Below are 12,590 nucleotides of genomic sequence, written 5' to 3'. Positions count from 1 at the left end.
CGACGACGCGTGAGGAGCGACCGATGACCCTTGATCTATGGCTCGCCGCGCTGACCGCGGTCGGGCTTCTCGTCTACCTGGTGGCGGTGCTGCTCCGCCCCGAGCGCTTCTGAAAGGAGCGGTACCATGACCATTGCCGGATGGGGTCTGATCCTCGGCTTCGTCGCGATCCTGCTCGCGCTGACCAAGCCGGTCGGCGCGTGGCTGTTCGCGCTCTACGAGGGGCGGCGCACGCCGCTCCACCTCGTGCTCGCGCCCGTCGAGCGCGGGTTCTACCGCCTCGCCGGGGTCGATCCCGGCGCCGAGCAGGGCTGGCGCCGTTACGCGCTCCACATGCTGCTGTTCAACACCGCGCTGCTGTTCTTCACCTACGCGGTGCTGCGACTGCAGGGCGTGCTGCCGGGCAACCCGCAGGGGCTCGCCGGGCTGTCGCCCGACCTCGCGTTCAACACCGCGGTCAGCTTCACCACCAACACCAATTGGCAGAGCTACGCCGGTGAGACGACGATGTCGAATCTCAGCCAGATGCTCGGGCTGACGATCCACAATTTCCTGTCGGCCGCGACCGGCATCGCGCTCGCCTTTGCGCTCTTCCGCGGCTTTGCGCGGCGCAGCGCGGCGACGATTGGCAATTTCTGGGCCGACGTGACACGGATCACGCTTTATCTGCTCCTGCCGCTCTGCATCATCTACGCGCTGTTCCTGGTCGCCTCGGGTGTGCCGCAGACGATGGCGGGCGTCGTCGACGTGCAAACACTGGAGGGCGCGCGTCAGTCGCTGCTTCTCGGACCCGTCGCCAGCCAGGAAGCGATCAAGATGCTCGGCACCAACGGTGGCGGCTTCTTCAACGCCAATTCCGCGCATCCGTTCGAGAACCCGACCGCGCTCACCAACATGGTGCAGATGCTGTCGATCTTCGTCATCGGCTTCGGTCTCACCTGGACCTTCGGCAAGGCGGTCGGCAACACGCGCCAGGGTTGGGCGATCCTGTCGGCGATGGTGATCCTGTTCCTCGCCGGCGTGACCGTCACCTATGCCCTGGAAGCCGCGGGCAATCCGGTGCTGCACGGCCTCGGCATCGCGGGCGGCAACATGGAGGGCAAGGAGGTCCGCTTCGGCATCGCCGCATCCGCGCTCTTCTCCGTCGTCACCACCGCCGCCTCATGCGGCGCGGTCAACGCGATGCACGACAGCTTCACCGCGCTCGGCGGCATGATCCCGCTGTTCAACATTCAATTGGGTGAAGTCGTGATCGGCGGCGTCGGCGCGGGCATCTACGGCTTTCTGCTGTTCGCGATCCTGGCGGTGTTCGTCGCCGGTTTGATGGTCGGCCGCACGCCCGAATATGTCGGCAAGAAGATCGAGAGCCGCGAGGTCAAGCTCGCCGTCCTCGCGATCGCCGTGTTGCCGCTGATGATCCTGGGCCTGACCGCCTTGTCGTCGGTGCTGCAACAAGGATTGGCCGGACCGCTCAACAAGGGGCCGCACGGCTTTTCCGAGATCCTCTACGCCTTCACCAGCGCAGTCGGAAACAACGGCTCCGCCTTTGCAGGGCTCAGCGCCAACACGCCTTACTACAACGGGCTGCTGGGGGTTGCGATGTGGGTCGGGCGCTTCTTCATCATCGTACCGATGTTGGCGATCGCGGGCAGCCTGGCCGCGAAGAAGCACACGCCCGAAAGCGCGGGCTCGTTCCCGACCACCGGCGGCCTGTGGGTGGGCTTGCTCGTCGGCATCGTGCTGATCCTGGGCGGTCTCACCTTCCTGCCGAGCCTCGCGCTCGGGCCGATCGCCGACCACGTCTCCGCCGTCCGCGGCCAATTGTTCTAACCGAGGCACCTATGGCCAGCAGCCAAGCAAAGAGCCTGTTCACCGCGGACCTCGTCGTCCCCGCGATCCGGGCATCCTTTCTCAAACTCTCGCCGCGCGAACTCGTGCGCAATCCGGTCATGTTCGTCACCGCTGCGGTCGCCGCACTGATGACGATCCTGCTCGTCCTCGGTCACGACGACCTATCGATCGCCTTCAAGGCGCAACTGGCGGTGTGGCTGTGGCTTACCGTCCTGTTCGGCACCTTTGCCGAGGCGCTGGCGGAAGGGCGCGGCAAGGCGCAGGCGGCAAGCCTGCGTGCCACCAAGGCCGAACTCACCGCCACGCGGCTGAAGGACGGGCGCCGCGAACCCGTCGCCGCCAGCCAGTTGCGCGCCGGCGACCTCGTCGTCGTCGAGACCAACGAGCTGATCCCCGCCGATGGCGAAGTGATCGAAGGCGTCGCCTCCGTCAATGAAGCCGCGATCACCGGCGAGAGTGCGCCGGTGATCCGCGAAGCGGGCGGCGACCGTTCGGCGGTGACCGCGGGCACGCGCGTCATCTCCGACCGCATCACCGTTCGCGTCACCGCCGATCCCGGCCAGGGCTTTCTCGACCGCATGATCGCGCTGGTCGAGGGCGCCGAGCGGCAGAAGACCCCGAACGAGATCGCGCTGACCATCCTGCTCGTCGGGCTGACGATCATCTTCCTGATCGCGGTCGGCACCATCCCGGGCTTCGCGGCTTACGCGGGCGGCAGCATCCCGGTCGCGATCCTCGCCGCGTTGCTGATCACCCTGATCCCAACGACGATCGCGGCGCTGCTGTCGGCGATCGGCATCGCGGGCATGGACCGGCTGGTCCGCTTCAACGTGCTGGCGAAGTCTGGCCGCGCAGTCGAAGCGGCGGGCGACATCGACGTGCTGCTGCTCGACAAGACCGGCACGATCACCGTCGGCGACCGCGCCGCCAGCGAGTTCCGCAGCGTCGGCGGCGCGAGCGAGGTCGAGCTGGCGGAGGCGGCACTGCTCGCCAGCCTCGCCGACGAAACGCCCGAAGGCCGCTCGGTCGTGGTGCTCGCGCGCGATCGCCACGATTTGCAGCGCGCGATGCCGGCGGGTGCGGAGGTCATCCCCTTCACCGCGCAGACGCGCGTGTCGGGCGTACGCTTTGGCGACACGCTGATCCAGAAAGGCGCGGTCGACTCGATCCTGCGTGCCAATCCCGGCAGCGATGAAACCGCTGCGGCTACCGAGTTGCGCCGCATCACCGATGAGATCGCGCGCGCGGGCGGCACCCCGCTCGCGGTCGCGAAGGACGGCCGCCTGCTCGGCGCGATCTTCCTGAAAGACGTGGTGAAGGCGGGCATCCGCGAACGCTTCGGCGAACTACGCGCGATGGGCATTCGCACCGTCATGATCACCGGCGACAACCCGCTGACCGCCGCCGCGATTGCGGCAGAGGCCGGGGTCGACGATTTTCTCGCGCAGGCAACGCCCGAGGACAAGCTGGCGCTGATCCGCCGCGAGCAGGAGGGCGGCAAGCTCGTCGCGATGTGCGGCGATGGCACCAACGATGCGCCCGCCCTCGCGCAGGCCGATGTCGGCGTCGCGATGAACACCGGCACCCAGGCCGCGCGCGAGGCGGGCAACATGGTCGATCTCGACAGCGATCCGACCAAGCTGATCGAGGTCGTGGGCCTGGGCAAGCAGTTGCTGATGACGCGCGGTGCGCTCACCACCTTCTCGGTCGCGAACGACGTCGCCAAATATTTCGCGATCATCCCCGCGATGTTCGTCACGCTCTACCCCGGGCTCGGTATCCTGAACGTCATGGGTCTGGCAACGCCGCAATCGGCGATCCTCAGCGCGATCATCTTCAACGCGGTCATCATTCCGCTGCTGGTGCCGCTGGCGCTCAGGGGCGTCGCCTACAAACCGATGGCGGCCGGGCCGCTGCTCGCGCGCAACCTCGCCGTCTACGGCCTGGGCGGCCTCGTTGCGCCGTTCGTCGGCATCAAGATCATCGACCTCGTGGTCGGCGGGCTCGGGCTCGCGTAAGGAGTGAAAGACATGGATACGATGGGCACGACGATGACACGCGATCTGACCACGGCGCTGCGCCCGGCGATCGTCATGACGATCCTGTTCGCCGCGCTGCTCGGGCTCGCCTATCCGCTGGCGATCACCGGCGTGGCGCAGGCGGCCTTCCCGGCGCAGGCGAATGGCAGTCTGGTACGCGACGCCGGCGGGCGCGTGATCGGGTCGGCAGTCGTGGGACAGGCCTTCACCAGCGATCGCTATTTCCAGACGCGACCGTCGGCGGCGGGCAAGGGTTATGACGGGCTCGCCTCCTCGGGGTCGAACCTCGGCCCCAACGCGCAGGCGCTGGCCGACCGCGTCAGGGCCGACGTGGCGAAGCATCGCGCGGAGGGGCTGACCGGCGCCATCCCCGCCGACCTGGTCACCGCGAGCGGTTCTGGACTCGACCCCGATTTGTCGCCCGCCGCCGCGCAGGCACAGGCCGCACGGGTGGCCCGGTCACGCGGCCTGCCGCTCGCGACGATACGCTCGCTCGTGGCGCGGATCACCGTTCGCCCGCTGCTCGGTGATCCGCGCGTCAACATGCTCGCGCTCAACCGCGCGCTCGATGCGCTGGTGGGGTCGCCGCGCCGTTGATGGGGGCACCGGGACCCGCGCGACCCGATCCTGACGCCCTCCTGCGCACCGCCGCGCAGGAGGGTCGCGGCCGTTTGAAGATCTTCCTCGGTGCGGCGCCGGGCGTCGGCAAGACGTTCGAGATGCTGTCGGAAGGCGCGGCGCGCCGGCGCGACGGTGTCGACGTGGTCGTCGGCGTGGTGGAAACGCACGGCCGCGCCGAAACCGAAGCACTCACCCGCGGCCAGGAGATCGTGCCGCGCCGCGCGGTCGCCTACGAGGGCCGCACCCTCCACGAGATGGACCTCGACGCGATCCTCGCTCGTGCGCCGCGGCTGGTGCTGGTCGACGAGCTCGCCCACACCAACGCGCCGGGTTCGCGGCACCCCAAGCGTTACGGCGATGTCGAGGAACTGCTCGCCGCGGGCATCAACGTCTATTCCACCGTCAACATCCAGCACGTCGAGAGTTTGAACGACGTGGTGGCGAGCTTCACGCGCGTCCGCGTGCGCGAAACGGTGCCCGATCGGATTTTCGAGCTTGCCGAGATCGAGGTGGTCGACATGCCGCCCGACGAACTGATCGAACGGTTGAAGGCGGGCAAGGTCTATCTGCCGCAGGAGGCCACCCGCGCGCTCGGGCATTTCTTTTCCAAATCGAACCTGTCGGCGCTGCGCGAACTGGCGCTGCGGCGCGCGGCGCAGGCGGTCGACGCGCAGATGCTCGACCATGTCCGCAGCCTGGGCGTCGGCGGCACCTGGGCAGGAAGCGACCGGATCGTCGTCGCCGTCTCCGAACTGCCGGGCGCCGACGGGCTGGTGCGCGCGGCCAAGCGCGTCGCCGATGCCTTGAAGGCGCCATGGACCGCGCTGTTCATCGAAACGCCGCGAACGCAGGGCTTCTCCGACGCCGAGCACACGCGCGTCGCCGAGACGATGCGGCTCGCGAGCCAGCTCGGCGGTGCGATCGCGACCGTTCCCGCGCCAGCGGTGATCGACGGCATCCAGCGTTTCCTCGCCGACGCGCGCGCCACCCAGCTCGTGCTCGGCAAGTCGAAGCGTTCGCGCTGGTTCGAGCTGCGCCATGGTTCGGTGGTCGACCGGCTGGTGCGCGAAACGCCCGGCGTGACCGTCCACGTGGTACCCGTCGACGATGCGATCGCGCCGGCGGCGGGCACGCGCACGCGAGCGCCCGGTTGGGGATCTCCAACCGGCTACGCCCTGACCCTCGCCGGGGTGGCTGCGATCACCGCCGTCGCCAGCGCGCTGTTCCACGTGCTCGACCTCGGCAACGTCGCCTTGCTCTACCTGTTGCCGGTTATGGTCGCGGCGAGTCTGTTCGGGCTCAGAACCGGATTGTTCGCGGGCATCGCATCGAGCCTCGCGTACAACTTCTTCTTCCTGCCCCCAACCGGCACGCTGACGGTCAGCAATCCCGAGAACGTCGTCTCGATCATCGTGCTGCTGAGCGTCGCGGTCGCGACCAGCCAGCTCACCGCACGCGTCCGCGCGCAGGCCGATCTCGCCGCCGCGAGTGCGCGCACCAACGCGACGCTCGCTGGCTTCGTGCGCCAGCTCAGCAGCATCAACGATCCGGTCACCGCCGCGCAGATGATCTGCGACGACGTAAAACGGCTGTTCGGCGTGCAGGTGGTACTGCTCGCGCCTAAGGCCGGTGGCGTGCTGGCAGTGCAGGCCGCGAGCGATCCCGATTACCGGCTTGAGTTGATGGATCAGGCCGCGGCGAGCTGGGCGTTCGACAATGCGACAATTGCGGGCAAGGGGTCGGGCACGCTCGCCGCGTCGGAATGGTTGTTTCAGCCGCTCAAGGCCGGCGACCGCGTTCTGGGCGTGCTGGGCGCGGCACACGATGCCGGCGGCGATCCGATCCGCGCCGATCGCCTGCCGCTGCTCGCCAGCCTGATCGACCAGTCGGCACTCGTCCTCGAACGTCTGCGGCTGGAAGCGGAGATGCGCGACGTCGACGCGGTCCGCACCCGCGACCGGCTGCGCGCGGCGCTGTTGTCGTCGGTCAGCCACGACCTGCGTACGCCGCTCACTGCGGTTCTCGCCGCCGCCGATCAGCTCGATCGCGGCGCGACTCCGGAGCTCACCGCGACGATCAAGGCGGAGGCGAACCGGCTCAATCGCTTTGTCGCCAATCTGCTCGACATGGCGCGGGTCGAGGCGGGCGCGCTGACGCTCCACGTCGAGCCGATCGACCTGAGCGACGCGGTGACCGGCGCCGCGCACGACGCGCGCCGCGCGCTCGAAGGCCATGCACTACAGCTGGAGGTGCCGCCGGACCTGCCGCTGGTTCGCGCCGACCCGCAATTGCTTCACCACTGCCTCCTCAATCTGCTCGACAACGCCGGGCGCTACGGCGATCCGGGCAGCGAGATCGTGATCGAGGGTGCGCATCGCTACGGACAATTGCGCCTGTCGGTGCTCGACCACGGCCCCGGCCTGCCACCCGGCCGCGAGAGTGAGGTGTTTGAGACGTTTCGCCGGCTGGAGGGCTCGGATCGTGCGGTCGGCGGCACCGGGCTTGGCCTCGCGATCGTCAAGGCCTTCGCCGATGCGATGGGGATGGCGGTGGAGGCGACCAATCGTCACGATGGCGCCGGCGCTGCCTTCACCCTCACCTTTCCCGCCGCGCTGATCGTCCGCGATCCCGCGCCCGAACAGCTAACCTGATGCCAGAGCCGAACGCCGCCGCCACCATCCTCGTCGTCGACGACGAGGTCGCGATCCGCCGCCTGCTGCGCAACACGCTGGAGCGTGCAGGCTACGCCGTCGCCGAGGCGCGCGACGGCCGCGAGGCGCTGGCCGAGGTAACCGCGGCGCAACCCGCCGCGGTGCTGCTCGACTTGGGGTTGCCCGACCGCGACGGGTTGGGGCTGATCCCGCTGCTGCGTGCCGGCGATGCGCGCGCCATCATCGTCATTTCGGCGCGCGACGCGACGCAGGAAAAGGTCGCCGCGCTCGATCTCGGTGCAGAGGATTACGTCACCAAGCCGTTCGACACCGATGAGCTGCTCGCCCGCCTGCGCGCCGCATTGCGGCATCGCGGGACGGCGGAAGCCCTGCCCGAGATCGTCCGCCGCGGCGATCTCTCGATCGACCTGAATCGCCGCGCCGTCCACCGCGCCGGTCAGGACGTCCATCTCACCCGCAAGGAGTATGACGTGCTCGCGATCCTGGCGCGGAACGTCGGCCGCGTCCTCACCCACGACCGGATCATCGCGGCGGCGTGGCGCGGCGAGGAAGACCCGAGGATCGACTATCTCCGCATTGTCATCCGCAACCTGCGCCAGAAACTCGAAGCACCTGCTCCGGTCGGCAGCGTGATCGCGAACGAACTCGGCGTCGGCTACCGGTTGCGCGCTGATCCGTGATCGTCCTATTCTCCAATGCGATGATGTAACATAGCGCTTGATGTACGGCGCGGTTGCTCTTAGGCGCGGCGTCACGTGTTCAGGGAAGCCATGATGACCAAGTTCTTGCGTGTCACCGTCAGCCTCGCCGCGGTTGCGGTCGCGACCCCCGCTCTCGCGCAGTCCGCCTCGGGCGGCACGGCCGCGACCAACACCGAGCAGGACGCCGGATCAGCGACCGTCGCCACCTCCGCGCGTCAGCCGACGATCGGTGACGTGATCGTCACCGCACCCGTTGCGCGCAGCGAGCGCGACGTGCTGCAAGGTACCTCCGTCCTCTCGGGCGAGGCGCTGACGCGCGACTTGCGGCCAACGATCGGCGAAACGCTGTCGCGCCTGCCGGGTGTTTCGGCGACCTCGTTCGGCCCCTCGGCATCGCGCCCGATCCTGCGTGGCTTCCAGGGCGAGCGTATCCGCGTGCTGACCGACGGCATCGGCGCGATCGACGTATCGAACACCAGCGTCGACCATGCGGTCGTCGTCGACCCGCTGCTCGCCGAGCGGATCGAGGTGCTTCGGGGCCCAAGCGCGTTGCTGTTCGGTTCGTCCGCGGTCGGCGGCGTCGTCAACGTGGTCGACACGCGTATCCCGCGCACCGTGCCCACGAACGGTTATCGCCTCAGCGGCATCGCCAATTACGGCTCGGCCGCGAACGAGCGCTCGGGCGAGCTCGCCGGCGATGTCGCGGTCGGGCAGCACCTCGTCCTCCACGCCGACGGATCGTACCTGAAGACCGACAACCTGCGCATTGGCGGGTACGCTCTCTCACGCGCCGCGCGGGCCGCCGCGCTCAGCCAGGTCGGTCTGCCGCAGGATGTGGAGCCTGGCGAGGAGCCGATCGATTTCGCCGCCAACGCCGCCATCCGCGGCAAGCTGCCCAACACGCAGTCGGAAACGTGGACCGCGGGCGTCGGCGCCAGCATCATCACCGACACCGGCCAGCTCGGCATCAGTTACAGCCATTACGACAGCGTCTATGGCATCCCGATCCGCTACGCGACCGCGGTGGGTCAGGAACAAGAGGCACCACGGCTCGACCTCGTGCAGAACCGCGTGGATCTGCGCGGCGAGGTCGAAACCGGCGGCGGTTTCCTTGATCGCATCCGCATCCGCGCGGGCCAGGCGACCTATCGCCATTTCGAGCTCGAACCCGATGGCGCGGTTGGCACCGCCTTTTACAACAATGGCCTGGAGGGGCGTCTCGAGCTGGTTCAGGCGCGGCGCGGCGCCTGGTCTGGTGCATCGGGCGTGCAATACTTCAACCGCCAGTTCAACGTCGTCGGTGACGAAGCCTTTCTGCCGCGCAACGAAACCAACCAGACCGGCCTGTTCACGCTGCAACAGTTCGACTTCGGCAAGCTCAAGGCGGAGGCTGGTGCGCGCTACGAATGGGCCGATCAGGCCGCCAAGACCGATCTCGACCAGCGTTTCTTCACCGGGACGCGCAACTACGGCGCCTTCTCGGGCTCACTCGGTGCAAGTTACGGCTCCGATGCGCTCCGACTCGGCCTGAACGGTTCGTACACCGAGCGTGCACCGTCGGCGGAGGAACTGTTCGCCAACGGGGGCCATGCCGGCACCCAGGCTTATGAACTCGGCAATCCCGACTTCCGCCTGGAACGTAGCTGGGGGCTCGAGGCGACGCTCCACGCGCATACCGATCGCATCAACTTCGACGCATCGGCCTATTACAACTGGATTACCAACTTCATCTACGAGAACCAGGTCAATCCCGCGATCTGCGAAGCCGCCGCGGTGCAGTTCGGCGCGGCCGGTCGCGCGGTCGACCTGCCCTGCTTCCAATACAATCAGGCGGACGCGCGTTATTACGGGTTCGAGGCCGATCTGTCGGCGAACCTGTTCACGCTCGGCACCACCCGGATCAACGCCGACGTGCTGGGCGACTATGTTCACGCCAACGTCGTCGACCAAGGCCCCGTGCCGCGCATCCCCGCCCCGCGCGTGCTCGGCGGCATCGAGGCTCAGGGCGATGCCTTCACCGCCCGCGCCGAGGTCGAGCATCTGTTTCAGCAGAACCGCACCGCCGCGTTCGAGACCGGAACCGACGATTATACGTTGGTCAACGCCAGCCTCGCCTTTTTGCCGTTCGGCCGCGCCAACAAGACGCAACTGGTGCTGAGTGCCAACAACATCTTTGACGTCAACGCGCGCCGCGCCTCGAGCTTCCTGAAGGATTTCGCCCCGCTCGTCGGGCGTGATCTGCGCGCGACGATCCGCTTCGGCCTGTGACGCGCATGGACGCCCATACCGACGCTTTCTGACTGACCTCGATCAAGCGGGAGGCGGGCGTGGCACGATCGGCGGATCGTGTCGCGCCCCCACCTGTTCGGACTGCGTCGCCGGCCGCGCCGGCTCGTGGTTGGATCGGGTGAGGTGCAGATGACGGTTTGTCGGCGATGAGCGGCTCCTTTGCGCCCCACCCCGAGCCGAAGCAGCTCGGCGCCGCGCTCCACCGCAACATCAGCGCGCTCGAACACCGCCGCACCACCGACGCCGCATCGGCATCGGTTGAGGACCGCGTCGCGCAGGCGATCACCCGCTTCACCGGCAGCATGCGCTTCGTTTACCTGCACCTGGCGGTTTATGCCGCCTGGATCGTGCTGAACGCCGGCGTTCTGCCAGGCATCAAGCCGTTTGATCCCAGCTTCGTCATCCTCGCATCCGAAGCCTCGGTGGAGGCGATCTTCCTGTCGACCTTCGTGCTGATCAGCCAGAACCGGATGCAACAGGCCGCGGACAAGCGCGCCGACCTGGACCTTCACATCAACCTGCTCGCCGAGCACGAACTCACCAAGCTCGCCACCGTGGTGAACGCGATCGCCGCCAAGATGTCGATCGACATCCCGCACGAGATGGAAGAGGTCGAAAGCGACGTCGCACCCGAAGCGGTGCTCGACGAGATCGAGGGGCGCAAGGCGGCGGAAGAAGAAACGCGCTGACGTGCGCGGCTATCAGACGAGCCGACCGGCGGATCAAACGATCACACTGGAATAACGCGACGCTCGCTGATCGATCATGATGTCGGATCAGGCCACAAGAGCCTGGAGGAATGGTGGAGCCGAGGGGGATCGAACCCCTGACCTTCGCAATGCCATTGCCTGAAAAGCTGCGCCAATCATTGTTTTTCCACGCTTTTCTGAAGCGATACCAACCAGAACGTAGCAAGAACGTCGACTTTCTGCGATACCGCTGCGATACCAGCCTCTGCGACAGGAAGCACGCCTGCCGCACGAGACTTCAGCCCAGGCCGATTGGATAGAGTATGTTAAATCCTAATGCTGTCTGGTGTACGGACGTCCGACTGTTGGCATGCCCGATCCGGCATGGCTGTCGCGCCTACAAAACCAACCCGCTCAGACAGGCGCGTGCAACAAGCGACGGTATTCGCTTTCTGCGAAGCCATACGCACCCCCAGCGAGCAATTCGAGCCGGGTTCGATCCCGGAGACCACCCGACCACGATGTCCCTTGAGTGCACCCACTCCTTCTAGTCGTGCCACCGCGTTCGTGATGCCGGATAGCCGGCAGCTGAGCAGGACGCCGAGTTCCTCTTGCGTCATGATGACTTCGTTGCCAGCAACCCGGTCATGGTAGAGGAGCAGCCAGCGGGCGGTGCGCGCCTTCCCGAACCACCAATTTCCGTGACTATAATCGGGAACAGGTTTTTAGGAAAGCAAAACTCGCTTTGAGAGCGTCATCGTGCGCGGGGCCGCGTTTCCCGCTGCACGTTCATTTGCGAGAACTCCTGCCCCGTTGTGACTTGGCACATATCGCTGACAGGCCGTGCCGATCAGCATCTGACATCCAAAGATGGGGGGCGCGAGCGCGTCCGCCGTCGCAGAGGGCGATGACTACCGCGCCGCTCGTCAGCCGGCGCAGGCGTGGGCACATGACACTGCGGGTGCCGGCACCCGGAGGTTGATCATTGCGGGGGAAACCATGGCCCTCCCCGATCCAGAGGCCCAGTTCACTCCCGTTCCCAATATGCCGCCGCCAGCGCCATTCGTGTCTTGCGGGAGCGACATTCGCTCGCGTGTGTTCGCGGCGAGCAACTGGCTTCGAGAGAGGAATGACTTCACCTGCGGCCGGACCTTCGCGGGTGTCGGATTCAGACTGACGACAGCAGGCTTTCTTGGAGCAAGCGGCGTTATGCCTACGCTGGTCACGGTCCCGAAGCACGCGGCGGCGGGTACGATCGTCTATCTGTTCGGTGGCCCTTACGAGCGTCTGCTGGCAGGTCTCGGCGGGCATGCGACGCTCAACCATTTGCTTACGGCATGGGCGGAACGCGCGACAGTGGTCGTTCCCGCCTATCTAGGCATAGACCGCGTCCGTGCAGGCAATGGCGATGCGGACCGCGCGCGCGCTGAAATCGATGTGCTCATGATTGCACTGGAGCGACGTGGGCCGGTGTGCGTAATCGGATTCAGTCTTGGTGGAGTGATCGCGGCACCCGGTGCCGCTCGTCACCCGGCAACGGGCTTCCTGCTTACCGCACTACTGGCAACGACACCCGCCCGCTTTGTCGCAGGCGCCGCTGCGCAAGGGCGTGCGGCAAAGCCTTTCGTGCTGTCACCCGTTACGACCAATAGCACGATGCTGACACTCTCATCCGATAGGGCATTGCTCGATTATTTCGCTGGCAGCGAGGATCGAGACATTGCTGCT

The 12,590-nt window shown here is 67.0% G+C and carries 9 protein-coding genes; all 9 read left to right on the top strand.

All coding sequences use genetic code 11. The annotated features are described in order from the left end of the window. The first annotated feature begins 23 nt into the window (after window positions 1-23). Window positions 24-113 carry a K(+)-transporting ATPase subunit F gene (kdpF, locus tag Q0579_RS15980; RefSeq protein WP_298814171.1) on the top strand — a complete coding sequence of 30 codons (90 nt, stop codon included), beginning with the start codon at window positions 24-26 and terminating at the stop codon, window positions 111-113. Between the two features lie 13 nt (window positions 114-126). After that, window positions 127-1,830, top strand: a complete 1,704-nt coding sequence (kdpA, locus tag Q0579_RS15975; protein ID WP_298814169.1) for a potassium-transporting ATPase subunit KdpA — start codon at window positions 127-129, stop codon at window positions 1,828-1,830. Window positions 1,831-1,841: 11 nt separating this feature from the next. Further along, entirely contained in the window at window positions 1,842-3,869 is a 2,028-nt protein-coding gene (gene kdpB / locus Q0579_RS15970; protein ID WP_298814167.1) for a potassium-transporting ATPase subunit KdpB, read from the top strand. Between the two features lie 33 nt (window positions 3,870-3,902). Beyond that, the gene (gene kdpC, locus Q0579_RS15965) at window positions 3,903-4,487 is read left to right on the top strand and encodes a potassium-transporting ATPase subunit KdpC (protein WP_298814545.1); all 585 of its coding nucleotides are present in this window, start codon (window positions 3,903-3,905) and stop codon (window positions 4,485-4,487) included. Further along, on the top strand, window positions 4,487-7,162 hold the full coding sequence (locus Q0579_RS15960) for a sensor histidine kinase KdpD (protein WP_298814165.1): 2,676 nt from the start codon (window positions 4,487-4,489) through the stop codon (window positions 7,160-7,162). Before kdpC ends, Q0579_RS15960 begins: the two co-directional genes overlap by 1 nt. Beyond that, window positions 7,162-7,863: a response regulator transcription factor gene (locus Q0579_RS15955; RefSeq protein WP_298814163.1), complete on the top strand. Its 702-nt coding sequence runs from the start codon at window positions 7,162-7,164 to the stop codon at window positions 7,861-7,863. The genes Q0579_RS15960 and Q0579_RS15955 overlap by 1 nt, the downstream gene beginning before the upstream one ends. 90 nt (window positions 7,864-7,953) lie before the next feature. Next, on the top strand, window positions 7,954-10,152 hold the full coding sequence (locus Q0579_RS15950; RefSeq protein WP_298814156.1) for a TonB-dependent receptor: 2,199 nt from the start codon (window positions 7,954-7,956) through the stop codon (window positions 10,150-10,152). A gap of 167 nt (window positions 10,153-10,319) precedes the next feature. Beyond that, window positions 10,320-10,862 carry a DUF1003 domain-containing protein gene (locus tag Q0579_RS15945; protein WP_298814154.1) on the top strand — a complete coding sequence of 181 codons (543 nt, stop codon included), beginning with the start codon at window positions 10,320-10,322 and terminating at the stop codon, window positions 10,860-10,862. A gap of 1,209 nt (window positions 10,863-12,071) precedes the next feature. Further along, window positions 12,072-12,590 (top strand): hypothetical protein (locus tag Q0579_RS15940; protein ID WP_298814153.1); only part of this gene is annotated, 519 nt, incomplete at its 3' end.

It is taken from the genome of uncultured Sphingomonas sp., from assembly GCF_936927845.1.
In the GTDB taxonomy this organism is placed as follows: Bacteria; Pseudomonadota; Alphaproteobacteria; order Sphingomonadales; family Sphingomonadaceae; genus Sphingomonas.
The sequence above is the reverse complement of the archived record's forward strand: the minus strand, read 5'-3'. Positions and strand labels throughout refer to the sequence as shown.

Bases quoted from the DNA above. Each gene is read 5' to 3' on its own strand.
- kdpF (WP_298814171.1), top strand. From the start codon at position 24: ATGACCCTTGATCTATGGCTCGCCGCGCTGACCGCGGTCGGGCTTCTC.
- kdpA (WP_298814169.1), top strand. From the start codon at position 127: ATGACCATTGCCGGATGGGGTCTGATCCTCGGCTTCGTCGCGATCCTG.
- kdpB (WP_298814167.1), top strand. From the start codon at position 1,842: ATGGCCAGCAGCCAAGCAAAGAGCCTGTTCACCGCGGACCTCGTCGTC.
- kdpC (WP_298814545.1), top strand. From the start codon at position 3,903: ATGACACGCGATCTGACCACGGCGCTGCGCCCGGCGATCGTCATGACG.
- Q0579_RS15960 (WP_298814165.1), top strand. From the start codon at position 4,487: ATGGGGGCACCGGGACCCGCGCGACCCGATCCTGACGCCCTCCTGCGC.
- Q0579_RS15955 (WP_298814163.1), top strand. From the start codon at position 7,162: ATGCCAGAGCCGAACGCCGCCGCCACCATCCTCGTCGTCGACGACGAG.
- Q0579_RS15950 (WP_298814156.1), top strand. From the start codon at position 7,954: ATGATGACCAAGTTCTTGCGTGTCACCGTCAGCCTCGCCGCGGTTGCG.
- Q0579_RS15945 (WP_298814154.1), top strand. From the start codon at position 10,320: ATGAGCGGCTCCTTTGCGCCCCACCCCGAGCCGAAGCAGCTCGGCGCC.